Origin of the sequence: Serratia sp. S4 (genome assembly GCF_000347995.1) — a bacterium.
Lineage (GTDB): Bacteria > Pseudomonadota > Gammaproteobacteria > Enterobacterales > Enterobacteriaceae > Serratia > Serratia quinivorans.
Genome location: NZ_KB661120.1, coordinates 1,791,142 through 1,815,691 on the forward strand (window position 1 = coordinate 1,791,142; position 24,550 = coordinate 1,815,691).

Below are 24,550 nucleotides of genomic sequence, written 5' to 3' on the forward strand. Positions count from 1 at the left end.
CGTCCTCTACAGGCCATTTTACAGCGGTATGCCACTGATGCGTTGGCGGAACCGGGCATAACGCCCCTGTTGACGCATCAGGGTGAGATGATCGCCTTGCTCGACAATTTGGCCGCCGTCCATCACGCAGATACGGTCCAGGTGTTCCAGCCCATACAGACGGTGGGTCACCAGGATCAGCGTTTTACCCCGGCAGTGCCGGCGCAGCAGCGCCAGGATCTGCTGTTCGGTTTCGGCGTCCAGGCCTTCGGTCGGTTCATCGAGCAACAACAACGGCGCCTGATGCAACAGCGCACGGGCAATGCCCAGACGGCGCTGCTCACCGCCGGAAAGCTGGCGACCGCCATCTCCCAGCCAGGCGTTCAGCCCTTCGTTGTCCAGCAGCTTGTCCAGGCCGACCTGCTGCAATACTTCGCGCAATTGTTCATCGGTCGCTGCAGGCGCGGCGATGCGCAGGTTTTCGCGCAGCGTATCGCTGAAAATATGCACCCGCTGGCTGACCACGGTAGTCATCTGGCGCAGCGTGGTTTCATCGTAAGCACTCAGTGGCTGGCCATTGAGCAGCACCTGGCCGCTGTCGGCGTTCCAGGCGCGGGTTAGCAACTGCAGCAGGGTCGATTTGCCACAGCCGGTACGCCCGAGCAGCGCAATGTGTTCACCGGCAGCAATCTCCAGAGAGACATCCTGCAATACCGGCAGCGGCTGGTCGGGGTAAGTGAAGGTGAGTTGCTGCAGGCTCAGTGTGGCAAGGTTCTCGGTCGCCGGACCATGGGCCGGGAAGGTCACTTCCGGCTGTCGGTCGATGACCTGCTTCACCCGCGTGGCGGAAGCGATCACCTGACCCAGATGCTGGAAAGCACCGGCAACCGGCATCAGCGCTTCAAATGAGGCCAGCGCGGCAAACACGAACAGCGCAATCAGCGCACCGGGTTGGCTGTCGCCGCCGATTCCGGCCGCGGTGAGCCACAGCATCAAAGTGACCGTCAGGCCACTGGCCAAAATCATCAGCGCCTGTGCCATGCCACCCAGAGAAGCCTGTTGCCATTGACGGCGCTGCCAGCGCTGCTCGGTGGCATCCAGACGGGTACGAAAGCTTTCAACGGCACCGAACACCACCAGTTCGGCCTGGCCCTGCAGCCAGGCGGTCAAATCGGTACGGTACTGACCGCGCAGTGCGGTCAACTGACCGCCAATCGGCTTACCTGCACGATAAAACACCGGTGGCACTAACAGCAGTAACAACAGCAGAATGCCGCCCAGTGTCAGGGCCAGCGTTGTGTCCAGCCAGCTCAGGCCATAGGTCACCACCACAATCACCGCGGCGGCGCTGACCAGCGGCGAGATCACCCGCAGGTATAAATGATCCAGCGTATCGACATCCGCCACCAGGCGATTAAGCAGATCGGCCTGGCGGAAGCGAGCAATGCCGCCCGGCGACAGCGGCAGGATCTTTTTAAAGGTAAATACCCGCAGATGGGACAGCACGCGGAAAGTGGCATCGTGGCTGACCACGCGTTCGGCGTAGCGCCCGGCGGTGCGGAAAATGGCGGCGCCCCGCACACCGGCAGCAGGCAGCATGTAGTTGAAGGTAAACAGACCCGCCAGCCCGGCGAGGGCAGAGGCGGCAAGGAACCAGCCGGACAGCGCCAGCAGGCCGATGCTGGCCAGCAGCGTGACGATGGCCAGCACGATGCCTAAACAAATCAGCAGGCTGTGACGACGGTATAGCGCCAGAAACGGCAGCAAAACGCGCATAATTAGAGATCCCCGCTGCGGTGTGCGATCAGATTGGCAAACAGGCCAGGTTGAGCACTCAGCGTGGCGTAATCGCCTTGCTGAACGATCTGCCCGCCTTCCATCACCCAAATCTGGTCGTAATTTTCGGTATCTTCCAACTGGTGGGTGACCAGCAGGGTGGTTTGCTGGTGCGAGGCGACATTCAGCGCCTGCATCACCCGCCGTTCACTGTGGGCGTCAAGACTGGCGGCCGGTTCATCCAGCAGCAGCAAACGACGCGGACTGATCAGCGCCCGGGCTACGGCCACGCGTTGAGCCTGGCCGACGGATAAACGGGCGGCGTTATCGCCCACCTCAGTCTCTAATCCCTGCGGCAGATGCGGCAGTATCTCGCCGACGTAGGCTTGCTCCACCGCCTGTTGCAACTGATCTTCGCTGGCCTGCGGGTTCCCCAGCAGAATGTTGGCCCGCAGCGTCTGAGCCGGCAGGTGCGGGTTCTGACCTACCCAGCCAAGCTGCTGACGCCAGCCTTCGGCCGCCAACTCGCGCAGTTCGGTTCCATTGACGGTTAATGAACCGCGATAGGGCAGAAAGCCGAGCAGCAGATTCAGCAGCGAGCTTTTACCGGCACCGCTTAACCCGACCAGGGCAATACGCTGGTTCGCCGGCAGGGTGAAACTCAGTGGGCCGGCCAGCAGCACGCCATTCGGTGACAGGATCTCCAAATCCTGCGCCTGTAGTTCCAATGGCGCATCGGTATCAAGCCGTTGCGTGCCGCTGCCCATTTGCTCGCCTTCGGCGCTGAGGAAGGTTTCCAGCGCTTCAGCTGCGCCCACCGCCTGTGCCTTGGCGTGGTAGAAGGCCCCCAGGTCACGCAGTGGCTGGAAGAACTCCGGCGCCAGGATCAGCACCAGAAAACCGGCGAACAGCGTAACGCCGGTGCCGTAACTGCCAAAATTAAGTTCGCCAAGGAAAGAGAAACCAAAATAGACCGCCACCACGGCGATGGAGATAGAGGCAAAGAACTCCAATACGGCCGATGATAGAAACGCCAACCGCAGCACTTCCATGGTGCGGCTGCGGAAGTCCTCGGACGATTTGGCGATCTGCGCGGTTTCTGCTTCAGCCCGGTTGAACAGGCGCAGCGTATCCAGCCCGCGCAGGCGGTCGAGGAAATTACCGCTCAGCCGTGCCAACGCCACAAAGTTACGACGGTTGGCATCGGCGGCACCCATACCGACCAGCGCCATAAACATCGGGATCAGCGGGGCGGTGGTCAACAGGATCAGACCGGCAGCCCAGTTTATCGGGAAGACGGTAATCAGGATCAGCACCGGGATAAACACCGCCAGGTACATCTGCGGCAGATAGCGGGAGTAGTAATCCTGCATATCTTCGATTTGTTCGACGATGATGCTGGCCCAACTGCCGGCCGGCTTGCCCTGGATCCAGGCCGGGCCGAGCTGTTGCAGTTTATCCAACACCTGTTGGCGCATACGCTGGCGGATCACCTGCCCGCAGATAAAACCGACGCGCTCACGTAACCAACTCAACACCGCTCGCAGTGCGAAGGTGGCAGCCAACCAGATAAACGAGGGGAGCAGTTGTTCACGCGGGGCGTGTTCGATAATCAGGGCGTGGAGCAGGGCGGCCAACAGCCATGCCTGTGCGACAATCAAAATGCCGCTTATCAGCCCCAACAACATGGAAAGGCGCAACCAACGCTGCGCCAGGGTGCTCTGAGTTTTGAGCCAACGGGTTAACTGTTGCTGTCTGGTTTTTTTCATCAGTTTTTAGTCTGCGTCGCCGGTGCCTGTGGTTACAGGTAAGGTTAACGTACTGTTAAAAAAAGTGTTTGCCCCAACCTGAAGCGAACAAGTGAAGGCCAATGTTACCTCTTCACCCGGCAGACTGAAAATAATAAAGCGGTCAAATAGCGGTATAACAGAAGGGGGCTCCCGGGTTATTCCACCTCCTGACTTGCTGCTTCCGCGGCCAGGGCGGTTTGTACGGATCCGCGGCGGGCGATCAACGCCATATAACGGGTTAACGATGGCCAGTCTTTTAGTTCGATGGAAAACTGGGACATCCAACGCAGCACGGTAAATAAATAGGCATCCGCTACGCTAAAACAATCACCCAGCAGGAAAGGTTGTTCGTTCAGCGCCTGGGCAAGGTAATCGAGGCGGCGACGCAGTTTGTCGCGAAACAGCGTTTTGGTCGCTTCCGGCAGTGCCGAGTTGAACAACGGACTGGAACCCGAGTGGATCTCGCTGGTAATGAAGTTCAGCCATTCCTGTAAACGCACCCGTTCGAAAGACTCGCCAGGTGGGGCCAGTGCGGCGTCGGGGCGCAGGTCTGCCAAATATTGCACGATGGCAGCACCTTCGGTAATCACCCGCCCGTCATCCAGCATCAGGGCGGCGACGTATCCTTTGGGATTCACCTGAAAAAAGTCCCGGCCGTCGGCGCTGCGTTTGGTGCGGTTATTGACTCGGATCAGTTCGAACGGCAATCCCAGCTCGCGTAAAACAATGTGTGGGGAGAGCGAACAGGTCTCGGGTGCAAAGTAGAGTTTCATGGCAGTTCCTGCGCTAAGAAGCGAAATTGCTTGAACGTCAGAATGCCGTCGGCGCTGCCCACTGAATAATTAAAATATCAGAAACCTGTTATCAGCTCAGCTACTGACGGGCAGGTGCTGCCGTAGATATTGCAGCAGGGTCTGTACCGGCGCTGAAGCCGCGCTGCCAAACGAACAGACCAGGCCAAAATGACGATAAAGCGGCGTAGCCAAAGGCAATGCGCAAATACCTGAGAGATCGGTCGGTATCACCGAGGCTGGAATCAACGATACACCGGCGTCTTCCCGAACCAGCGTCAGGGCGGTGTTCCAGTCACTGACGGTGATACGTACATCGGTTAATACCAACCCGGCCTGCTGTGCCAACAGTTGCGCATTGAGATTGCAGCCGCCGGTAGCCAGCACAAACGGCTGTTTGGCCAGTGTGCTGAACTCCACCGGTTGCCGCCCCCTGGCCAGTGGATGATGACTGGCGGTCACGGCCAGCCACAGGTCTTGCCCCAATGGGTAGCTTTGCCGTTCTCTATTTGGGTTCAACACCACACCGACGTCGGCGGTTTCCAGTGCCAACCAGTTTTCCACTTCCTGGTCGGTACCTTCCAATTGAACCAGTTCAATCGCAGGATAGCGACGGCGGAATTTACGTAATAACGGCGGCAGTAACAGGGAGAATGCGGAGGGGAAACTGGCCAGGCGAATCTTTCCGGCGTGCGCGCTTTGTGCCCGCTGCGCGTAGTGTTGGATTGCCTCCAGCTCGGCCAGCATGGTGCGGGCGTGAACGACAATTTGTTCACCACTCTGGGTAAGCACAACGCTGTGCGGCAGGCGAACCAACAGCAAGGTATTCAGCGCATCTTCCAACTGAGCGATGGCCTGGCTGGCGGCGGATTGGGTCATGCCGCATTGGCTTGCCGCCTGGGTGATTTTACCGCTGTCGGCTACCGCAACCAATAAACGCCAATGGAGAAGATTGTGCATCGAATCACCGTCCGACTTAACTTACAGGAACAAAAAAAGCGGCTGTGATAGCCGCTTTTCAAAATGACAGTGTGTGGTTACAGCACTTCTGCGCCGGCAATGCCGTCCAGATAACGCTCAGCGTCCAGCGCTGCCATACAACCGGTCCCGGCAGAGGTGATCGCCTGGCGGTAGATGTGGTCCATCACGTCGCCGGCGGCGAACACGCCTGGAATGGTGGTCTGGGTGGCATTACCGTGAATACCGGACTGCACCTTGATGTAGCCGTTTTCCAGTTCCAGCTGACCACCGAAAATGCTGGTGTTCGGGCTGTGGCCTATGGCGATAAACACGCCGGCCAGTTCAAGTTCCTGCGTTTGGTCTTCCGCTTTGGTACTACGGATACGTACGCCGGTAACGCCCATTTGATCGCCCAGCACTTCGTCCAGAGTGTGGTCGGTGTGCAGCACGATGTTGCCGTTTTTCACTTTCTCCATCAGCCGGTTGATCAGGATCTTTTCTGAACGGAAGCTGTCACGGCGGTGAATCAGGTGAACTTCGGCCGCGATGTTGGACAAATACAACGCTTCTTCCACGGCAGTGTTGCCACCACCGACCACCGCGACTTTCTGATTACGGTAGAAGAAACCGTCACAGGTGGCACAGGCAGACACGCCCTTGCCTTTGAAAGCTTCTTCGCTAGGCAGGCCAAGGTAACGGGCCGATGCGCCAGTGGCGATAATCAGTGCATCACAGGTGTATTCGCCGCTGTCACCAAACAGGCGGAACGGACGGTTCTGCAGGTCAACGCTGTTGATGTGGTCAAACACAATCTCTGTCTGGAATTTTTCAGCATGCTCGCGCATACGCTCCATCAGCGCCGGGCCGGTCAGGCCTTCGGCATCACCCGGCCAGTTTTCCACTTCGGTGGTGGTGGTCAACTGACCCCCTTGCTCCATACCGGTAATCAATACCGGGCTCAGGTTGGCGCGCGCTGCGTAAACTGCGGCGGTATAACCCGCCGGGCCGGAGCCCAGGATCAATAATTTGCTGTGTTTAGCCGTGCCCATGAATACCCTCTTTTCCCACAATGGCGGACAATGGATCCGATTGTAGGGAAAACGCAGCATTAAAAAAAGCGTCAGGGGATGTTGTTAACGATTTGTTTGATAGCCTTTCCCTATTAATTATTAAATTGCTGCTAAAGTGAGCGTAAAATGCAGCAATTTAACTTATGGAAGCCACTCACCGCCGCTCCCTGCGCCATTGACTGGAAACAGCCCATTAAGCGGCTTTGGGGGCCTTGACTGCGGGCTTTTCAAGCCAGCGATTCATAACTAAAAACGGGGTGCTAACTTTTCATGACGGTACGTTCTTCTGATTTTGCTTCTTTTACTTTGACAATCCGCTGCGCATTTGCGAAAACATCATAGGAAGAAGAAATTATCCCTGTCCCTACAGTAAATCGTACGTATTTACAGCGTTGGTGCGGAATTTTGCGCCGTTGCTGAAGCTGCGTGTGGCAGGTGAGGGGACACCGTGCATGCGGGGGGTAATTCTTCTTGCGATAACGTCATTTAAAAACCCGGTGCAGGGATGACAGACAGGCTGCGCAAGGGGTGATGATGGTAGTGAAGCATATGACAGGCATTGGGTCTTCGCTTGGAACGAACCCTTACACATTGACGTTGGTTGGGGTGTGGCAAGTGCAGGGAAGAAAATAAGAGAGACAATAATAATGGCAGACAATAAGAAACGCCCGGGTAAAGATCTCGACCGTATCGACCGCAACATCCTGAACGAACTGCAGAAGGATGGGCGTATTTCGAACGTTGAGCTTTCCAAGCGCGTGGGGTTATCCCCAACCCCATGTTTAGAACGTGTGCGCCGCCTCGAGCGCCAGGGTTTTATTCATGGTTATACCGCTTTGCTCAACCCGCATTATCTGGATGCGTCCCTGCTGGTCTTCGTAGAAATCACGTTGAACCGCGGTGCGCCGGATGTGTTTGAGCAATTCAACTCGGCAGTACAGAAACTTGAAGAAATTCAGGAGTGTCATCTGGTGTCCGGTGATTTCGACTATCTGTTGAAAACCCGCGTGCCGGATATGTCGGCTTACCGTAAGTTGCTCGGTGAAACCTTGCTGCGTCTGCCGGGGGTTAACGACACCCGTACGTACGTGGTAATGGAAGAAGTGAAACAGAGTAACCGTCTGGTTATCAAAACACGGTAGGGTGCAGGTGCAAAACCTGATTAAATTGGTTACACTCCTGTTTATTCATACAGTTTCGGCGCCGGGGAAGCTTCTCGGCGCTGTTGCTATGTCAGCTAACAGGAACCTGGAGAGCCTTTCTTGAGCCAGGAATATACAGAAGATAAAGAAGTTACCTTGAGAAAACTCAGCAGCGGCCGCCGTTTGCTCGAAGCTGTGTTGATTGTGGTAGCCATTTTTGCCATTTACCTCATGGCTGCCTTGGCCAGTTTTAATCCATCTGACCCAAGCTGGTCGCAGACCGCGTGGCATGAGCCAATTCATAACCTGGGCGGTGGCGTCGGGGCCTGGATGGCCGACACATTGTTCTTCACCTTCGGGGTACTCGCCTATGCGATACCGCCGATCATGCTGGTGTTGTGCTGGGCGGCTTATCGTCAGCGCGGCGGCGGCGAATACATCGACTATTTTGCGCTTTCACTGCGCCTGATCGGCACGTTGGCGCTGGTGCTCACTTCGTGTGGCCTGGCGGCATTGAATGTCGACGATCTCTATTACTTCGCCTCCGGCGGTGTGATCGGCAGTTTGCTGAGCAACGCCATGTTGCCGTGGTTCAACGGCATTGGTGCCACCCTGGGGCTGCTGTGCGTTTGGGCTGCGGGGCTGACACTGTTTACCGGCTGGTCCTGGCTGGTGATCGCCGAGCGTATCGGCGGCGTGGTGCTGGGGACGGCGACCTTTATGACCAACCGTTCACGCCGTGAAGAGCGTTATCACGACGATGACGACCGCTACGTCGAAGAGCAACCCGAATCTGCAGACAAGGAAGCCGCGCTTGCTGCGGCTACCACGGCGACGGCGGCCAATGCAGCGGAAGATGACGTATTGTTCTCTGCGCCTTCGGTCACGGAAACCGCGAAAATGGCGGACGAAGATCCGTTGCTCAGCGGCCTGCGGGCTCATGATGACGAAGATGCGGATATCGTACCGGTTGCGCCAGCGCCAGCCAGCGCACCTGCCACAGCGGCACCTGTTGTCGCTCAGGCACCGTCGGTTACTGCGGCACCGGCGGCTCCGGCCTCGGTGAACCAGCATCCGATGAGCGCGGTAGCGGAAAACACCGCGCCGCCGCTGTACTCGTTTGAAATCCCTGAAGAGACGCCAACGCCGAAGACGACGCGCCCGGTCGACCCTTACCGGGATGACGATGAGCCGCGTATGGGGAATTGGGATGCTCCGGCCGTATCGCCGTCGCACGACCGCTCTCCATTTGATTTCTCTGCCGCACAACGTGATCATGTTGATGTCAGTGCTCCGGCCGGTTTCAGTGCCGCCGAGCCTGCCGTTTCACCGTTTGGCAGCGCGAAACCTCAGGCGCCCGCCGCAGCGACGGCAATTGCCGGTGCTGTTGCCGCCAATACCTTTATGCCGGCCTTTACCGCCACCAGTGACGCGAACTCGCAGGTGAAACAAGGCCTCGGCCCTGAATTGCCGCGCCCGAACCCGGTACGTATTCCGACCCGGCGTGAACTGGCTTCCTACGGCATCAAGCTGCCTTCGCAGCGTATGGCCGAACAGGAACAACGCACCCGTGAGGACGACGAGCCATTGCAACAGGCTGATAATCTTTCGCAAGATCAAGATGATGAAGCCCTGCAGGAAGCAGCCTTGCGCCAGGCGTTTGCCGAGCAGCAAAACCAGCGTTACGGCGGGGAGCCTGAGGCGGATAATCTGGATGATGAAGCTGCTCTGCAGGAGGCCGCGCTGCGTCAGGCGTTTGCCGACCAGCAAAGCCAGCGCTATGGCCAGCCAACCGCCGCGCCATCGGTGGCGCCAACTACGCCGGTAGATACCCGCAATGCGTTCGGCTTCTCACCGATGGATGATTTGGTTGATGATGGCCCGGTTGAGCCACTGTTCACCCTGTCGCCGCAGATGGAAGAACGTATTGAGCTGCAAAGCGAGCGTGAAGATGATGTGCCGTTCGGTCAGTTTGAGCCAGCCGCGCCGGCTCAGCCTCAGACCCCGCCGGTACAGCCGTATCAGCCTGCTTATCAACCACCGCAGCAGCAACCGGTCGTGCAGCAACAGCCGCCTGCCTATCAGCAACCTGTGGCGCAACCGGAGCCTGCCGCTGTGCAGCAGCCGGCGATGGACAGCCTGATCCACCCGTTCCTGATGCGTAACGAAATGCCGTTGCAAAAACCGACCACGCCGTTGCCGACGCTGGATTTGCTGACCGAAGCCCCGAAAGAGGTGGAGCCGGTGGATTCCTTCGCGTTGGAACAAAAGGCGCGTTTGGTGGAAGCCAGCCTGGCCGATTACCGGGTGAAAGCCGACGTGGTAGATATTTTGCCTGGCCCGGTCATCACCCGCTTCGAGCTGGATTTGGCTCCGGGCGTCAAGGCTGCGCGTATTTCCAACCTGTCGCGCGACCTGGCGCGTTCACTGTCAACCTCGGCGGTACGTGTGGTTGAAGTGATCCCCGGCAAGCCTTACGTCGGGTTGGAACTGCCTAACGTCAAACGTCAGACGGTGTATCTGCGTGAAGTGCTGGACTGCCCGGCGTTCCGCGATAATCCGTCGCCGCTGGCGATCGTCCTGGGTAAAGACATTTCCGGCGAGCCGGTGGTGGCCGACCTGGCGAAGATGCCGCATCTGTTGGTGGCGGGTACCACCGGTTCCGGTAAATCGGTTGGGGTCAATGCCATGATCCTGAGCATCTTGTATAAGGCCACGCCGAAAGAGGTGCGCTTTATCATGATCGACCCGAAAATGCTGGAACTGTCGGTATATGAAGGCATTCCGCACCTGTTGACGGATGTGGTAACCGACATGAAAGACGCCGCTAACGCCCTGCGTTGGTGTGTTGCCGAGATGGAGCGTCGCTACAAGCTGATGTCTGCACTGGGCGTGCGTAATTTGGCCGGTTATAACGAGCGCGTCGATCAGGCGGAAGCCATGGGGCGTCCGATCCCGGATCCGTTCTGGAAACCGACCGACAGCATGGACATGACGCCGCCGGTACTGGAGAAAGAGCCTTATATCGTGGTGATGGTCGACGAGTTTGCCGATCTCATCATGACGGTCGGTAAAAAGGTTGAGGAATTGATCGCTCGTCTGGCGCAGAAAGCGCGTGCGGCGGGGATCCACCTGGTGCTGGCAACCCAGCGTCCGTCGGTGGATGTGATCACTGGCCTGATCAAGGCCAACATCCCGACCCGTATCGCCTTTACCGTGTCCAGCAAGATTGACTCCCGTACTATCCTCGATCAGGGCGGAGCTGAATCCCTGTTGGGGATGGGTGACATGCTGTATCTGGCCCCTAACTCCTCGATTCCGGTCCGTGTGCATGGTGCATTTGTGCGCGATCAGGAAGTGCATGCGGTGGTTAAGGATTGGAAAGCGCGTGAGCGACCTCAATATAAAGAGGGTATCCTCAGCGCCGGTGACGACGGTGAGGGTGGAACTGGCGGCGGTCTGGACGGTGACGAAGAGCTGGATCCGCTGTTTGATCAGGCGGTGGAGTTTGTGGTGGATAAACGCCGTGCCTCTATCTCCGGCGTACAGCGCCAGTTCCGCATCGGTTATAACCGCGCCGCGCGTATCATCGAACAGATGGAAGCGCAGGGCATCGTCAGTGAGCAAGGGCACAACGGCAACCGCGAGGTGCTGGCACCGCCGCGGCATGACTGATGAAGTTTTAATCGTTGTTATATAATCATAAAAGGGCCGCTTAGCGGCCCTTGTGCAAAGAAGCGTAAACCCATCGGCTTCTCGGAACATTGGCCTATCTGCCGGCGAATGGCTTCGGGTAGAGTGAAGGTGTTGGGGTTCATTTGACCCGCACGGCACCGCCTTGCGGTTAACGCATTTCATAAGGTATCTGGAATAATGAAAAAACTGTTAGTTGCCTGTTGTCTGCTTTCGGGATTCGCTTCCACCTCCGTGCTGGCCGACGCCGCGCAGGATTTGCAAAGTCGCCTGGCGAAAGTGAACAGTTTCCACGCCAGCTTCTCCCAGACCGTGACCAGCAGCGATGGCGCTGCGGTACAGCAGGGTGAAGGTGAACTTTGGGTGAAACGTCCCAACCTGTTTAACTGGCACATGACCTCGCCGGATGAGAGCGTGCTGGTATCAGACGGTCAGACCCTGTGGTTCTACAACCCCTTTGTTGAGCAGGTGACCGCCACCTGGCTGAAAAATGCCACCGGCAATACGCCGTTTATGCTGATCACCCGCAATAACGCCAATGACTGGAAACAGTACAATGTTAAACAGAAGGGTAATGATTTCGAGCTGACGCCAAAATCCAGCAGCGGCAACCTGAAACAGTTCGCCATTAGCGTGGATAACAGCGGCACTATTCGCAGTTTTGCCGCGGTTGAGCAGGACGGCCAGCGCAGCTCTTACACGCTGAAAAGCCAGCAGAATGTTGCTGCCGATGCCGGCAAATTTAAATTTACCCCGCCGAAGGGGGTGACGCTGGACGACCAGCGCCAGTGAGGTCCGCGTGAGTAATATGTCGCTCGATTTTTCCCAGAATGAATTCCAGCCGTTGGCCGCGCGGATGCGGCCGACCACGCTGGCACAGTATATCGGCCAGCAACATCTGCTGGCCGCCGGCAAGCCTTTGCCGCGTGCAATCGAGGCGGGGCAACTGCATTCGATGATTCTGTGGGGGCCACCGGGCACCGGGAAAACGACGCTGGCAGAATTGATCGGTCGTTATGGTCAGGCGGACGTCGAGCGTATTTCTGCCGTCACGTCCGGGATCAAAGAGATCCGCGAGGCGATCGAGCGTGCACGCCAAAACCGTGACGCCGGTCGCCGCACTATCCTGTTTGTCGATGAGGTCCATCGCTTCAACAAAAGCCAGCAGGATGCCTTCCTGCCGCACATTGAAGACGGCACCATCACCTTTATCGGCGCCACCACCGAAAACCCGTCTTTTGAGCTTAACTCGGCGCTGTTGTCACGGGCCCGTGTTTATTTGCTGAAGGCACTGACTGCCGAAGATATCAGCCAGGTGCTGGATCAGGCGATGCAGGACAGCAGCCGGGGCTTTGGCGGCCAGAATATCGAACTGCCGGAAGAGACGCGCCGCATGTTGTCGGAGCTGGTTGGCGGCGACGCTCGTCGGGCGCTGAACAGCCTGGAGATGATGGCGGACATGGCGGAGATCAACGCCAAAGGCATTCGCGTGTTGACGCCGGAATTACTGAAAGAGGTCTCTGGCGAACGCAGTGCGCGTTTCGATAATAAAGGCGACCGCTTTTACGATCTGATCTCGGCGCTGCATAAATCGGTGCGTGGTTCAGCGCCGGATGCTGCGTTGTACTGGTATGCACGTATTATTACCGCCGGGGGCGATCCACTGTATGTGGCGCGCCGGTTGCTTGCGATTGCTTCTGAAGATGTGGGGAATGCCGATCCGCGTGGCATGCAGGTAGCCATTGCGGCCTGGGACTGCTTTACCCGCGTCGGCCCGGCGGAAGGCGAAAGGGCGATTGCTCAGGCTATCGTCTATTTGGCCTGCGCGCCAAAAAGCAACGCGGTTTACACGGCCTTCAAAGCGGCAATACGTGATGCCAAAGAGATGGCTGATTATGATGTACCCGAGCATCTGCGCAATGCGCCAACCAAGCTGATGAAGGAAATGGGGCTGGGTGCAGAATATCGTTACGCTCACGATGAGCCCAATGCCTATGCCGCCGGTGAGGATTACTTCCCACCCGAAATGGCCAGGACGCGTTACTATCATCCAACCACGCGCGGGCTGGAAGGTAAAATTGGCGAAAAGCTGGCATGGCTGGCTGAGCAGGATCAAAATAGCCAGACAAAACGCTACCGCTAGCGTTGCCGTTGCGGTAAGGTTAGCGGGTATCACTCTTCCTTTATACGGCTATAAATTCAGCCGAATAAAACATCAAATTTTCTTTCAATAACAATAAGCACAGGATTAGCATGCTCGATCCCAATCTGCTGCGTAATGAGCTAGACGCAGTCGCCGTCAAACTGGCTCGCCGAGGCTTTAAACTCGATCTGGATCTGCTGCGTTCTCAAGAAGAGCGTCGCAAAGTTCTGCAGGTAGAAACCGAAACGCTGCAGGCAGAACGTAACTCCCGATCGAAATCCATCGGCGCGGCTAAAGCGCGCGGGGAAGACATTGAGCCGCTGCGTCGCGAAGTAAACGAACTGGGTGACAAGCTGGACACGGCCAAGGCCGCGCTGGATCAGCTGCAGGCTGAAATCCGTGACTATGCGTTGGCGATCCCGAACCTGCCTGACGATGAAGTACCAGACGGTAAAGACGACAGCGATAACCTGGAAGTCAGCCGCTGGGGCGAGCCGCGTCAGTATGATTTCGCGGTACGCGATCACGTCGATCTGGGCGAAATGGCCGGTGGTCTGGATTTTGCCGCTGCGGTAAAACTGACCGGTTCACGCTTTGTGGTGATGAAAGGGCAAATTGCCCGCATGCACCGCGCGTTGTCCCAGTTCATGCTGGATCTGCATACCGAACAACACGGCTACCAGGAAACTTACGTTCCTTACCTGGTTAACCATGCCACACTGTTCGGTACCGGCCAGTTGCCGAAATTTGGTGAGGACCTGTTCCACACCAAACCGCTGGAAGAAGAATCCGACAGCAGCAACTACGCACTGATCCCAACCGCAGAAGTGCCATTGACCAACCTGGTGCGCGACGAGATCCTGGAAGAGGAATCTCTGCCGCTGAAGATGACTGCGCATACGCCTTGTTTCCGTGCCGAAGCCGGTTCTTATGGCCGTGACACCCGTGGTTTGATCCGCATGCACCAGTTCGACAAAGTTGAGATGGTGCAGATCGTCCGTCCGGAAGACTCGATGGCTACGCTGGAAGAGCTGACCGGTCATGCAGAGAAAGTGCTGCAGTTGCTGAACCTGCCATACCGCAAAATGTTGCTGTGTACCGGTGACATGGGCGCAGGCTCGTGCAAGACCTACGATCTGGAAGTGTGGCTGCCGGCGCAGGACACTTACCGTGAGATCTCATCCTGCTCCAACATGTGGGATTACCAGGCACGCCGCATGCAGGCCCGTTGCCGCAGCAAAACCGAGAAGAAGCCGCGCCTGGTGCATACGCTGAACGGTTCTGGTCTGGCGGTAGGTCGTACGCTGGTGGCAGTGCTGGAAAACTACCAGCAGGCTGATGGCCGTATTCAGGTTCCTGAAGTATTACGCCCATATATGGGTGGCCTGGAATATATCGGTTAACTAGTTAGTTATGTTACGAAAAGCGCCTGCGGGCGCTTTTTTTATAAGAAAATTATTACCCCTCTGTTCGAAAGCATTTTTTCTTTCAGATACTTCCCCCGCTTTATTGATAGCAGACAAAGTTCACTACTCACTTCTGAGTAATATCCCTTCATAGAGGAGGGTTTTTGTTCAGGCTCATCAACAGACACCGAATCTGTCTCCTCTGTTCGCCGCCTTGAGTCAAGGGCATGACGTTTATCAATACCAGGGTAAAACGTGGAGTGAGTTATGTCGGAAAACAAAACAAACCGTCAGGAGTCTGGGGGATTCAGTCGTCGCACGTTGGTAAAATCCAGCGGTATCGTCGGGTTGGCGCTGGCCGTCGGTGGCATAGCATTGCCATTTAGTCGCCGCGCGTTAGCGGTTTCAATTAGCGAAAGTGTGCTGCAAGCCTCGCAGGATAAAGGGGTCTGGGGTGCCTGTTCGGTTAACTGTGGCAGTCGTTGCCCCTTGCGTTTACACGTGCGCGACGACGAAGTGTATTGGGTCGAAACCGATAACACCGGTCTGGATGAATACGGCGACCATCAGGTTCGGGCCTGTTTACGCGGCCGCTCTATTCGTCGCCGTATGAACCATCCTGACCGCTTGAATTATCCCATGAAACGCGTCGGTAAGCGCGGCGAGGGTAAGTTCAAACGTATCAGTTGGGACGAAGCTTATGACGCCATCGCCAACAATCTGAAGCGTATTGTCGAACAGTACGGCAACGAAGCGGTATATATCAATTACACCTCGGGTATTGTCGGCGGCAATATTACCCGCTCATCGCCAAATGCCTCGCTGGTCGCCCGTCTGATGAATTGCTATGGCGGTTACCTTAGCCAATATGGTACTTACAGCACCGCGCAAATCGCCTGCGCCATGCCTTACACCTATGGCAGCAATCTGGGCAACAGTACTTCGGATATTGAAAACAGCAAACTGGTGGTGATGTTTGGTAACAACCCGGCCGAGACGCGAATGAGCGGGGGCGGCATCACTTATTATCTGGAGCAGGCGCGTGAACGTTCCAATGCGCGGATGATTGTTATCGACCCACGTTATACCGATACCGCCGCCGGGCGTGAGGATGAATGGATCCCGATTCGCCCAGGTACGGATGCGGCATTAGTGGCTGGATTGGCGCACGTGTTGATCAGCGAAAACCTGGTCGATCAGCCGTTTCTGGATCGGTATTGCGTTGGCTACGACGAAAAAACCTTACCCGCCGACGCCCCGACAAATGGCCACTACAAAGCTTACATTCTTGGGTTGGGTGACGATGGCGTCGAGAAAACGCCGCAGTGGGCGGCGAAAATTACCGGTATTCCGGCAGCGCGCATTATCAAACTGGCGCGCGAAATCGGCAGCGCCAAACCGGCCTATATCTGCCAGGGCTGGGGGCCTCAGCGGCAGGCCAATGGTGAACTGACCTCGCGGGCCATCGCCATGCTGCCGATCCTGACCGGCAATGTCGGCATTAATGGCGGCAACAGCGGCGCGCGTGAATCAACCTATACCATTACCATTGAGCGTATGCCGGTATTGACCAACCCGGTCAAAGCGCAGATCTCCTGCTTTAGCTGGACCGATGCCATTGTACGAGGCCCGGAGATGACCGCCAGGCGTGATGGGGTGCGTGGCCAGGAAAAACTGAACGTGCCGATCAAGTTCATCTGGAACTATGCCGGTAACACCATCACCAATCAGCACTCTGACATCAATAAAACGCACGATATTTTGCAGGACGATTCTCAGTGCGAAATGATCGTGGTGATTGAGAACTTTATGACCTCGTCGGCGAAATATGCCGATATTCTGCTGCCGGACCTGATGACGGTTGAACAGGAAGATATCATTCCCAACGACTATGCCGGCAACATGGGGTATCTGATCTTTATTCAACCTGCCACCGCCGCCAAATTTGAACGTAAGGGCATTTATGAAGTGCTGAGTGAAGTGGCGCGCCGTTTAGGGCCAGAAGTACATCAGAAATTCACCGAAGGGCGTACCCAGGCGCAGTGGCTGCAGCATTTATACGCCAAAATGCAGGCGCGGGATCCGCTGCTGCCGGGTTATGAAGCGTTGCGCAGCATGGGGATCTACAAGCGTAAAGATCCCAATGACCATTTCGTGGCTTACAAAAATTTCCGTCAGGATCCCGAAGCGAACCCATTAAAAACACCGTCCGGCAAGATAGAGATCTATTCCAGCAGGTTGGCCGAGATCGCCAACGACTGGCAACTGGAGAAAGACGAAACCATAAGCCCGTTACCGGTTTATGCCTCTACCTTTGAAGGTTGGGACGATCCGCTGCGTAACACCTACCCGCTGCAAATGTTTGGCTTCCACTACAAGGCCCGCACCCATTCCTCGTACGGCAATATCGATGTTCTGCAGGCGGCTTGCCGCCAGGAGGTGTGGATCAATCCATTGGATGCTCACTCTCGGGGCATCATCGCCGGCGACCAGGTGCGGGTATTCAATGGGCGTGGTGAGGTCCGTGTCGAAGCCAAGGTGACGCCGCGCATCATGCCGGGTGTGGTCGCTATGGGGCAGGGAGCCTGGCATCAGGCCAATATGAGTGGCGATCGGGTCGACCACGGTGCCTGCATGAATACCCTGACCACCCACCGGCCTTCGCCGTTGGCCAAGGGGAATCCGCAGCATACCAATCTGATCCAAATCGAAAAGGTATAAGGGGTAGCCAATGACTCAGCAATATGGATTCTTTATCGATTCAAGTCGTTGCACCGGCTGCAAAACCTGCGAACTGGCCTGCAAAGACTATAAAAACCTGACGCCTGACGTCAGTTTCCGCCGCATCTATGAATATGCCGGAGGTGATTGGCAACAGGATGGCGAAGGCTGGCAACAAAACGTGTTTGCCTATTACTTGTCGATCGCCTGCAACCATTGTGAAGATCCTGCCTGCACCAAAGTGTGCCCGACCGGTGCGATGCACAAACGGGAGGACGGTTTTGTGGTGGTGAATGAAGAGGTGTGCATTGGATGCCGCTATTGCCATATGGCCTGCCCGTACGGCGCACCACAATACAATGCAGCCAAAGGACACATGACCAAGTGCGATGGTTGCCATGAACGGGTGGCGGAGGGCAACAAGCCTATTTGCGTGGAGTCCTGTCCGCTACGGGCACTGGACTTTGGCCCAATCGAACAATTACGGCAGCAGCATGGCACCCTGGCACAGATGGCTCCGCTGCCGGCGGCGCATTTTACCCGGCCGAGCATAGTGCTGAAACCCAATGCCAATAGCCGGCCATGTGGCGATACCACGGGCTATTTGGCCAATCCGAAGGAGGTTTAATATGGGCATGGGATGGCATGAATGGCCGCTGATGCTGTTTACCGTATTGGGGCAATCAGTGGTGGGAGCGACCTTGGTCATGGCGGGGGCGGTGATCGGTGGCAATCTGAACGAACAGCAGGGCCGGGCAGTTCATCGCTCAATGTTCTGTTTGTGGTTGCTGATGGGCATCGCTTTTGTCGCTTCTACGCTACACCTTGGGTCACCGTTACGCGCGTTCAACTCGTTAAACCGCGTTGGCGCTTCGGCGTTGAGCAACGAAATTGCCAGTGGCGCGTTGTTCTTTGCCGTCGGTGGTTTTTATTGGCTGCTGGCGATACTGGGCAGAATGCCACCGGCGTTGGGTAAAGTGTGGCTGTGGGTGACCATGGTTCTGGGCGTGGTCTTTGTTTACGCCATGACGCGGGTGTATCAAATCGATACTGTGCCAACCTGGCATAACGGTTACACTACGCTGAACTTTTTCCTGACGACGCTGATCTGCGGGCCGTTGCTGGGCGTTTTATTGCTGCGTGCGGCTGGATTAGCGGTATCAGCCCGCTATTCACTGGCTATTCTTAGCGTGGTGGCACTGTTGGCAAGCCTGTGTGCAGTGATGATGCAAGGCTATGAGTTGGCCAGTATCAATAGCTCGGTACAGCAGGCCTCCATGCTGATCCCGCAATATGGCCAGTTAATGGTTGGGCGGCTGGTGTTGGTGGTGTCAGGTTTAGGCTGTTGGATTTGCCCACTGTTGCGCCGGGGTAACGCGAGCGTGATGGGGATGGTTTTAGGTTTGATTTTGGTTATCGCCGGTGAGTTGGTAGGCCGTGGTGTGTTCTACGGCCTGCATATGACCGTTGGCATGGCGGTAGCCGGTTAATATTGTAGTCAGGCACAGTTCGCTGTGCCCTTAATAGGATCCTTGATTTATGACGCTTGAAAATATCGCTTTAACGGGCCGGGTGCTGGGTGTGTTGTTGTATGCACCGCCAGAAAGTGAAGACGGTCAACAATTGTTGGCAACCTTGTCTGAATCTGAGTGGGTCAAAGAGTGGCCGTATGGCGACGCCGAGCAGTTGCAGACGGCGGCAGCACTGATTGCCACCGGCATTGAAGATGAACAAGAGGAGTCGTTGGCAGAGGCTTACCAACGTCTGTTTGTCGGGCCTGACACCTTACCGGCTCCGTTATGGGGTTCGGTGTATCTGGACAAAGAGAACGTGCTGTTTGGCAATTCCACTTTGCGTCTGCGCAGGTGGTTGCGTTCCAATGGTATCGACGCGCAACACGATCGCAATGAGCCGGAAGATCACATCGGTACTTTGTTGATGATGGTGGCATGGTTGGCCGAAGAGCGTCAGGGCGGGTTGGTGGAGCAATTGCTGACCAAACATTTGCTGCCTTGGGCACCGCGCTATCTGGAATTGCTGCAGGCGAATGCGCAACATCCTTTCTATCAGGGGCTGGCTCAATTGGCGCAGATCACTCTGAGCGCCTGGGCTACCGAATGCTCTGCTGAAGTTGAATCTTTAGAACTGCATTTCTGATACAAAGGAACGGCCGCCAAAGCTGGCGGCCGTTCCTGGTTTACCCTCCACGTCGAGCCATAAAAGGGCTGGTTATCGCCAGTGCCTCACCTCCTCTGTTCCATCATCAATTCCCCGAATGTTTAAGTTTAATGAATTATTAAATCAATCTTAACATTCCATTGACATGCTTTATCGATGGGTGTAGTTTTTTTTGCGGATTATATGAGTAAAAGCTTCTTGGCATCGTTCTTAGGCTTTGCTGTACAAGGATTGTAAAATCACCTTAGTGGTTTTTTAATGCGCAGGTTACACATTATGATAGGCAATTTTAAAAATATTTTTATCGCTATACTTAGCGGTTTTTTTCTTACCTTAATGTTTCAAGCCAACAGCGCTCTGTCTGAACAAACCTCTTCTGTCGTCGCCTCTTGGGTGGCTCACGGTATTGGCATGTTGAGTTCATTGCTGCTTATTCTATTATTTGTTAAAAAAAATCCTCAGGAATCGAATAATAAACCACAGAAACGATCCTGGTGGCTCTATCTTGGCGGCATTCCCGGAGCCTTTACCGTCATTTTGGCTACGATGGCAATTAACGGTGGCATTCCTCTTTCCAGCACAATTTCTCTTGGCCTGGTTGGGCAATTATTATTCGGGTTTGTCTCAGATCACTTTGGTTTATTCGGCTCACAAAAACGAAAAATGACTCGCAGTAGCCTTTATATCTCTGCTCTGATTATTTCCGGCTGTTTTCTTATTATCTATAGCCTTTAGGGAGCGATGACGTGGATACGCTTATTTTTATTGCCCTGTTAAACGGGATGATTATTAGCTCTGCCAGGGTTATTAATGGCCAACTGAGTGCCTCTATTGGCGCATTTCGCACCTCCTTATGGAATCACTCGGTGGGGTTCTTATTTCTGACCCTGTTGGTGGCGGCGTTTTACTGGCAACAGCTAGGGCAGTTCCATTGGGCTCAAGTTCCGGCCTATGCCTGGGTTGGTGGCGGGTGTGGCGCACTGTTCGTGGCAACCAGCAGCTACGTGTTCCCCAAAATGGGGGCGCTAAATACTTCGGTATTAATTATTGGCGGTCAGATGTTCTCGGCCGTGCTGTTTGATGTGATTAATCAAGGTGGACGCAGTCATCTCATTCAGCTATTGGGAGTGGCATTGATCACCATTGGGATCATCCTATCGACACTCGAGAAATATCATCATGATAAATGAACTGTTAGATGATCAGCGATACGACATAGAGTTTAACGGGCATCTCACCAATCATGTTAAACATGCCGTTATCGCCTTGTCTGGGTTGGGCGTGCCTGAGGAGCGTATCGCTTGGTATTACCGGCGCTATGCCGCCATGACGCCTTACGGCATGGGGTTGGAGCCACCAAGAAAAGCCAGGTACCAGATTGATAGTGCGAACTGGCGTAGCCTGCGGGGCAAACGAAGCAGCTTTAGCGCCTATTGCGACTTTTTCCGGCAGCAGATACGTGAGCAGGGACGTGAACAGGTGCTTGCCAGCTACCTGCCGGAACTGATTGACGGTTGGGTGGGCTCGTTGACGCACGGCACCATTCATCTGGGTTGGGCGTTGCTGGCCGAGCATGAGGTGATGATCGTCGAAGGCTTGGCCTATATGGCCTATTCGTACGTACCCTGCCATCATCGACGCTCCCAATATGACCCACGTCTTGGGGAGTCAAGGGTCTTTGACTCTGTGCTACGTTTGGCGAACTGCTGGCAGCAACGGCGGGAAGAGATGCTGGCCTGGCAGAGCGCGGTTATTGAAACGCCGGCTGAGGAAATCAAGGCGCGTATCCATCCTGAATTACAGCGTTCCGGCCTGCAATATCGCATCGCCTGCGTATTGGAACAGGGCCATGAGGAGATTTATCGCCAGCCGGAGTGGCTGATGCAACAAAGCCTCGAGCAGGTGTGGGCGCAATTCTATCAGACGGTCACATTAATCTACCTGACCACACCGGGGAATTTTCTGCTGCTGCACCTGTTGACGTCTTTGTTGGCCATGGAACAAATCGCCAGGCATTTACCCGAGCAAGAGGCGCGCGACGTGCTTTGCAGCTACTGGGTCGGGATGCAGTGCATGTTGTTTGCTACCGATAGTTTGGCTCACCCCGATAAGTTACAATCTCTCCAGCATCTTTATGCCGATGAATATGACGATATCCGCGATCCGCTATGGGAACGCGAGTGGCGGCAGCTCACCGCGCGAGCCGTGGAGGAGGAAGAGGAGCATAACCCAAAACTGGTTTATGTGATGAAACTGCTATGGTTGCGCACCAAATGCACCTTGTACCGCGCCACTGCACACCAGTTCACCACAACTCCCCAATTGCCGCCGTCGTTTGAGCATGCACCTAACCTGGAGTGAGAGGTCAACAGAGTGAATAACCGTCCTGCTACAAAATTTATTGATAAATTAGGCTGGGTATATATTCAGGATAAAAAAGTCCTGATGGCTCGTTCGTATAACAAGACGACGTTTTATATTCCTGGCGGCAAACGGGAAATCGGAGAGAGCGATCGCGAGGCGCTTACCCGAGAAATTAAAGAAGAACTTTCCGTTGATTTAATTAATGACAGTATTATTTCATTGGGTGAATTCCATGGGCAGGCCGATGGTAAACCCGCTGACGTGATGGTGAAAATACATTGTTTTACTGCCGACTTTATTGGTGAAGTCAAAGCCAGTGCCGAAATAGAAGAAGTTTCCTGGTTGACCCATGCGGACTGCCATCTCTGTTCCGAAGCGGCGGTAAAAGTATTGAGCGAGTTAAAGGAAAGGCATCTTATCGACTGATTATTCCCTGTTGATATTGATAAGTTACAGACTGACTTTTATTTTTAATCGATATAAGCCTTCCTTTCACCTAACCCGGTGAAGGGCGGTGCTTATACATCTATTACTCTGTTAAAAGAACAAGGTTATGAAACTTTCTAATATTCATCTGTTGGCCCCAAGTCATTATCTTACTTATTTGCACACCCAAATCCGTAATAAGCAGGCGGAGCACGCCTGCTTCGAATATTATAGCGATCAACTGCTGCGACAACTGCTGGTGCAGGTTGCCGCCTTACTGCCGTATGAAAAAAATGAGGTGATTACGCCCATTGGCGAAACCTATGCGGGGCTAAAACTTGCCCGTGGTATTTGCGGTGTTTCGGTTATCCGTGCCGGGGAAAGTTTTGAAGGCGAGTATCGCAGAATGTTTAGCGGCCAGCCGATAGGCAAAATACTTATTCAACGCAATCCGCAAAGCAAGCTACCCAAATACTTCTACTCACATTTCCCCGACGATATTGCCGAACGCGCCGTGTTGTTATTTGAACCTATGCTGGCCACGGGCGGTTCGCTGATCATGGCAATCGAAACTCTGTTGGAGCAAGGCGTGCCGCTGGAAAATATCTATGTTGTTAATGTATTGGCATCGCCGGTGGGGGTCGAACGTTTGTTTGCCCGTTTCCCTGACATCCAACTGGTGACCTCATCCATTGAACAGGGACTCTCGGATCAGGCCTTTATGAAACCGGGGATCGGCGACTTTGGTGACCGATATTTTGGTACCCGGCACGGGTAATTAAACTCTACAAAGGAAAAAGACATGCCGCACGTGAAAATTCAGCACTTTCCGCAGGTACTTTCCCAAACTGCCAAGAATGCACTGGCAGAGGAGATAACGCGGGCTATTACGCAAGCATTACAGTGCGATGCCGGCGTCGTCTCCATTGCAATAGAGCCGGTATCTGCCGATGACTGGCAGGCGCAGGTTTATCGCCCGGAAATAGAAAATAAAAAAGACTGTTTAATTAAAGTCCCTAATTACTGACCCTCAAGAAGGTGACATCTATGAAATCTGAACTCAGAGTCATTATGTTTGACCTTGACGGCACCCTGTTTGATACGGCGAGAGCGATAGTCTCCGCCTTTCGTGCCACCTTTCAACAACTGCAATTACCACAGCCGGCCGAGGATGAGCTGATTCGTGAAACGATAGGCCTGCCGTTGGAGCGTGCCTTTGCCCAATTGCTGTCTCAGGAGGTCGATAGCCGGACAGTAACCGACTGTGTGGCGGAGTATCAACGGCAGTTTCAGACGCTGATTTTACCCATGGCGGCATCGCTGTTATTTCCTGGCGTCGCTGCGGGCCTGCAACAGTTGAAAGGAGCGGGTTTTCATCTGGCGGTGACCACCAATAAGTTCGCACGCAGTGCAAATTCGCTATTGGCGGCGGCGGGCATTGCCCCATTGTTTGATGTGGTGGTTTGCGCTGACCAGGTAACGGAGAAAAAACCGGCGCCGGAGTCTGGCAACAAAATCCTGGATCACTATCAGGTCAGGGCGATCGATGCGGTGATGGTGGGGGATACTACGCACGACATATTGATGGCTCATCAGGTTGGCTGTCAGGTGATCGCGGTGGATTATGGTATTCAAAATCGTCAGGTACTGGCCGCGGCCGAGCCCAGCATTATTGTAAGCTCTTTTGCCGCCGTGGTTGACTGGTGCCGTCACAGAGACGTTAGTCGCGCAGCAGCAGGCTAGCAACAGCAAAAGAAATACGGGTTATTCAGGGCCGCAGACAGCGCTATTTCTTAATGGTGAAAGTTTACGGGCGATAAATATCGCCATGCTTACGCCGATAACGCCATTAGCGCCATGACAAATAAATAGATCCAAAGGATATGGGCAAAAGTCGCTCAGGCTCATGCCTGCGAAAAAAATGACGTCAGTTGTCATCTGCCAACTGGCAACTATTAACTCTGAAAGAGGGTGAATGCCGAAAAGCTGCATGGATAACGACAGTAATGACAACGACAGATATCCCCTAATTGTATAAGGCCGGCATTTTCCCTGCATGGGGAGTGTTGCTAAAGCACGTCGTCATTACAACCCTACCGGGATCCTGGCAA

The 24,550-nt window shown here is 55.0% G+C and carries 22 protein-coding genes; 16 read left to right on the forward strand and 6 right to left on the reverse strand.

The genetic code is table 11. From position 1 onward, the window contains the following. Positions 1 to 18: 18 nt before the first annotated feature. From cydC to trxB, 5 genes are all read right to left on the reverse strand, one after another. Positions 19 to 1,755 (reverse strand): cysteine/glutathione ABC transporter ATP-binding protein/permease CydC, encoded by a 1,737-nt coding sequence (gene cydC / locus SERS4_RS0109130; RefSeq protein WP_017892252.1) that lies wholly within the window; start codon positions 1,753 to 1,755, stop codon positions 19 to 21. Positions 1,756 to 1,757: 2 nt separating this feature from the next. Further along, on the reverse strand, positions 1,758 to 3,524 hold the full coding sequence (gene cydD, locus SERS4_RS0109135) for a cysteine/glutathione ABC transporter permease/ATP-binding protein CydD (protein ID WP_017892253.1): 1,767 nt from the start codon (positions 3,522 to 3,524) through the stop codon (positions 1,758 to 1,760). Between the two features lie 176 nt (positions 3,525 to 3,700). Further along, positions 3,701 to 4,318 carry a glutathione transferase GstA gene (gene gstA / locus SERS4_RS0109140; RefSeq protein ID WP_017892254.1) on the reverse strand — a complete coding sequence of 206 codons (618 nt, stop codon included), beginning with the start codon at positions 4,316 to 4,318 and terminating at the stop codon, positions 3,701 to 3,703. A 96-nt stretch (positions 4,319 to 4,414) separates the two neighbouring features. Beyond that, positions 4,415 to 5,296: a LysR family transcriptional regulator gene (locus SERS4_RS0109145; RefSeq protein WP_017892255.1), complete on the reverse strand. Its 882-nt coding sequence runs from the start codon at positions 5,294 to 5,296 to the stop codon at positions 4,415 to 4,417. 77 nt (positions 5,297 to 5,373) lie between these two features. After that, positions 5,374 to 6,345, reverse strand: coding sequence for a thioredoxin-disulfide reductase (trxB, locus tag SERS4_RS0109150; RefSeq protein ID WP_017892256.1), 972 nt, complete (start codon positions 6,343 to 6,345; stop codon positions 5,374 to 5,376). Positions 6,346 to 7,013: 668 nt separating this feature from the next. Here trxB and lrp point away from each other — a divergent pair. The 16 genes from lrp to SERS4_RS0109230 all read left to right on the forward strand — a co-directional run bounded on the left by lrp (position 7,014) and on the right by SERS4_RS0109230 (position 24,182). Next, on the forward strand, positions 7,014 to 7,508 hold the full coding sequence (gene lrp / locus SERS4_RS0109155) for a leucine-responsive transcriptional regulator Lrp (RefSeq protein WP_004928318.1): 495 nt from the start codon (positions 7,014 to 7,016) through the stop codon (positions 7,506 to 7,508). A gap of 120 nt (positions 7,509 to 7,628) precedes the next feature. Then, the gene (locus SERS4_RS0109160) at positions 7,629 to 11,183 is read left to right on the forward strand and encodes a DNA translocase FtsK 4TM domain-containing protein (protein WP_017892257.1); all 3,555 of its coding nucleotides are present in this window, start codon (positions 7,629 to 7,631) and stop codon (positions 11,181 to 11,183) included. Between the two features lie 198 nt (positions 11,184 to 11,381). Beyond that, positions 11,382 to 11,993, forward strand: coding sequence for an outer membrane lipoprotein chaperone LolA (gene lolA, locus SERS4_RS0109165; RefSeq protein WP_017892258.1), 612 nt, complete (start codon positions 11,382 to 11,384; stop codon positions 11,991 to 11,993). A gap of 7 nt (positions 11,994 to 12,000) precedes the next feature. Beyond that, complete coding sequence (locus SERS4_RS0109170) at positions 12,001 to 13,344, forward strand: replication-associated recombination protein A (RefSeq protein WP_012006115.1); 1,344 nt, start codon at positions 12,001 to 12,003, stop codon at positions 13,342 to 13,344. Between the two features lie 110 nt (positions 13,345 to 13,454). Beyond that, positions 13,455 to 14,747: a serine--tRNA ligase gene (serS, locus tag SERS4_RS0109175; protein WP_017892260.1), complete on the forward strand. Its 1,293-nt coding sequence runs from the start codon at positions 13,455 to 13,457 to the stop codon at positions 14,745 to 14,747. A 270-nt stretch (positions 14,748 to 15,017) separates the two neighbouring features. Then, positions 15,018 to 17,471, forward strand: a complete 2,454-nt coding sequence (gene ynfE, locus SERS4_RS0109180; protein WP_017892261.1) for a selenate/tellurate reductase subunit YnfE — start codon at positions 15,018 to 15,020, stop codon at positions 17,469 to 17,471. A 10-nt stretch (positions 17,472 to 17,481) separates the two neighbouring features. Next, positions 17,482 to 18,099, forward strand: a complete 618-nt coding sequence (locus tag SERS4_RS0109185; protein ID WP_017892262.1) for a DMSO/selenate family reductase complex B subunit — start codon at positions 17,482 to 17,484, stop codon at positions 18,097 to 18,099. A gap of 1 nt (position 18,100) precedes the next feature. Beyond that, positions 18,101 to 18,961: a dimethyl sulfoxide reductase anchor subunit family protein gene (locus tag SERS4_RS0109190; RefSeq protein ID WP_017892263.1), complete on the forward strand. Its 861-nt coding sequence runs from the start codon at positions 18,101 to 18,103 to the stop codon at positions 18,959 to 18,961. A gap of 49 nt (positions 18,962 to 19,010) precedes the next feature. Continuing rightward, a complete protein-coding gene (dmsD, locus tag SERS4_RS0109195) occupies positions 19,011 to 19,628 on the forward strand; it encodes a Tat proofreading chaperone DmsD (RefSeq protein ID WP_017892264.1) in 618 nt (205 codons plus the stop codon). A 297-nt stretch (positions 19,629 to 19,925) separates the two neighbouring features. Then, positions 19,926 to 20,384, forward strand: a complete 459-nt coding sequence (locus SERS4_RS0109200; protein ID WP_012006121.1) for a DMT family transporter — start codon at positions 19,926 to 19,928, stop codon at positions 20,382 to 20,384. Between the two features lie 11 nt (positions 20,385 to 20,395). After that, positions 20,396 to 20,839 (forward strand): DMT family transporter, encoded by a 444-nt coding sequence (locus tag SERS4_RS0109205; protein WP_012006122.1) that lies wholly within the window; start codon positions 20,396 to 20,398, stop codon positions 20,837 to 20,839. Then, entirely contained in the window at positions 20,829 to 22,010 is a 1,182-nt protein-coding gene (locus SERS4_RS0109210) for a questin oxidase family protein (RefSeq protein WP_017892266.1), read from the forward strand. The genes SERS4_RS0109205 and SERS4_RS0109210 overlap by 11 nt, the downstream gene beginning before the upstream one ends. A gap of 12 nt (positions 22,011 to 22,022) precedes the next feature. Next, complete coding sequence (locus tag SERS4_RS0109215) at positions 22,023 to 22,439, forward strand: NUDIX domain-containing protein (RefSeq protein ID WP_012006124.1); 417 nt, start codon at positions 22,023 to 22,025, stop codon at positions 22,437 to 22,439. Positions 22,440 to 22,566: 127 nt separating this feature from the next. Continuing rightward, positions 22,567 to 23,217, forward strand: coding sequence for a uracil phosphoribosyltransferase (gene upp, locus SERS4_RS0109220; protein ID WP_012006125.1), 651 nt, complete (start codon positions 22,567 to 22,569; stop codon positions 23,215 to 23,217). Between the two features lie 24 nt (positions 23,218 to 23,241). Continuing rightward, entirely contained in the window at positions 23,242 to 23,466 is a 225-nt protein-coding gene (locus tag SERS4_RS0109225; protein WP_017892267.1) for a tautomerase family protein, read from the forward strand. A 20-nt stretch (positions 23,467 to 23,486) separates the two neighbouring features. Beyond that, the gene (locus SERS4_RS0109230; RefSeq protein WP_017892268.1) at positions 23,487 to 24,182 is read left to right on the forward strand and encodes an HAD family hydrolase; all 696 of its coding nucleotides are present in this window, start codon (positions 23,487 to 23,489) and stop codon (positions 24,180 to 24,182) included. A gap of 21 nt (positions 24,183 to 24,203) precedes the next feature. Here SERS4_RS0109230 and SERS4_RS26945 read toward each other — a convergent pair whose 3' ends face one another. Further along, positions 24,204 to 24,452, reverse strand: coding sequence for a hypothetical protein (locus tag SERS4_RS26945; protein ID WP_156816645.1), 249 nt, complete (start codon positions 24,450 to 24,452; stop codon positions 24,204 to 24,206). Positions 24,453 to 24,550: the final 98 nt, after the last annotated feature.

Bases quoted from the DNA above. Each gene is read 5' to 3' on its own strand.
- cydC (WP_017892252.1), bottom strand. From the start codon at position 1,755: ATGCGCGTTTTGCTGCCGTTTCTGGCGCTATACCGTCGTCACAGCCTG.
- cydD (WP_017892253.1), bottom strand. From the start codon at position 3,524: ATGAAAAAAACCAGACAGCAACAGTTAACCCGTTGGCTCAAAACTCAG.
- gstA (WP_017892254.1), bottom strand. From the start codon at position 4,318: ATGAAACTCTACTTTGCACCCGAGACCTGTTCGCTCTCCCCACACATT.
- SERS4_RS0109145 (WP_017892255.1), bottom strand. From the start codon at position 5,296: ATGCACAATCTTCTCCATTGGCGTTTATTGGTTGCGGTAGCCGACAGC.
- trxB (WP_017892256.1), bottom strand. From the start codon at position 6,345: ATGGGCACGGCTAAACACAGCAAATTATTGATCCTGGGCTCCGGCCCG.
- lrp (WP_004928318.1), top strand. From the start codon at position 7,014: ATGGCAGACAATAAGAAACGCCCGGGTAAAGATCTCGACCGTATCGAC.
- lolA (WP_017892258.1), top strand. From the start codon at position 11,382: ATGAAAAAACTGTTAGTTGCCTGTTGTCTGCTTTCGGGATTCGCTTCC.
- serS (WP_017892260.1), top strand. From the start codon at position 13,455: ATGCTCGATCCCAATCTGCTGCGTAATGAGCTAGACGCAGTCGCCGTC.
- ynfE (WP_017892261.1), top strand. From the start codon at position 15,018: ATGTCGGAAAACAAAACAAACCGTCAGGAGTCTGGGGGATTCAGTCGT.
- SERS4_RS0109185 (WP_017892262.1), top strand. From the start codon at position 17,482: ATGACTCAGCAATATGGATTCTTTATCGATTCAAGTCGTTGCACCGGC.
- SERS4_RS0109190 (WP_017892263.1), top strand. From the start codon at position 18,101: ATGGGCATGGGATGGCATGAATGGCCGCTGATGCTGTTTACCGTATTG.
- dmsD (WP_017892264.1), top strand. From the start codon at position 19,011: ATGACGCTTGAAAATATCGCTTTAACGGGCCGGGTGCTGGGTGTGTTG.
- SERS4_RS0109200 (WP_012006121.1), top strand. From the start codon at position 19,926: ATGATAGGCAATTTTAAAAATATTTTTATCGCTATACTTAGCGGTTTT.
- SERS4_RS0109210 (WP_017892266.1), top strand. From the start codon at position 20,829: ATGATAAATGAACTGTTAGATGATCAGCGATACGACATAGAGTTTAAC.
- upp (WP_012006125.1), top strand. From the start codon at position 22,567: ATGAAACTTTCTAATATTCATCTGTTGGCCCCAAGTCATTATCTTACT.
- SERS4_RS0109225 (WP_017892267.1), top strand. From the start codon at position 23,242: ATGCCGCACGTGAAAATTCAGCACTTTCCGCAGGTACTTTCCCAAACT.
- SERS4_RS0109230 (WP_017892268.1), top strand. From the start codon at position 23,487: ATGAAATCTGAACTCAGAGTCATTATGTTTGACCTTGACGGCACCCTG.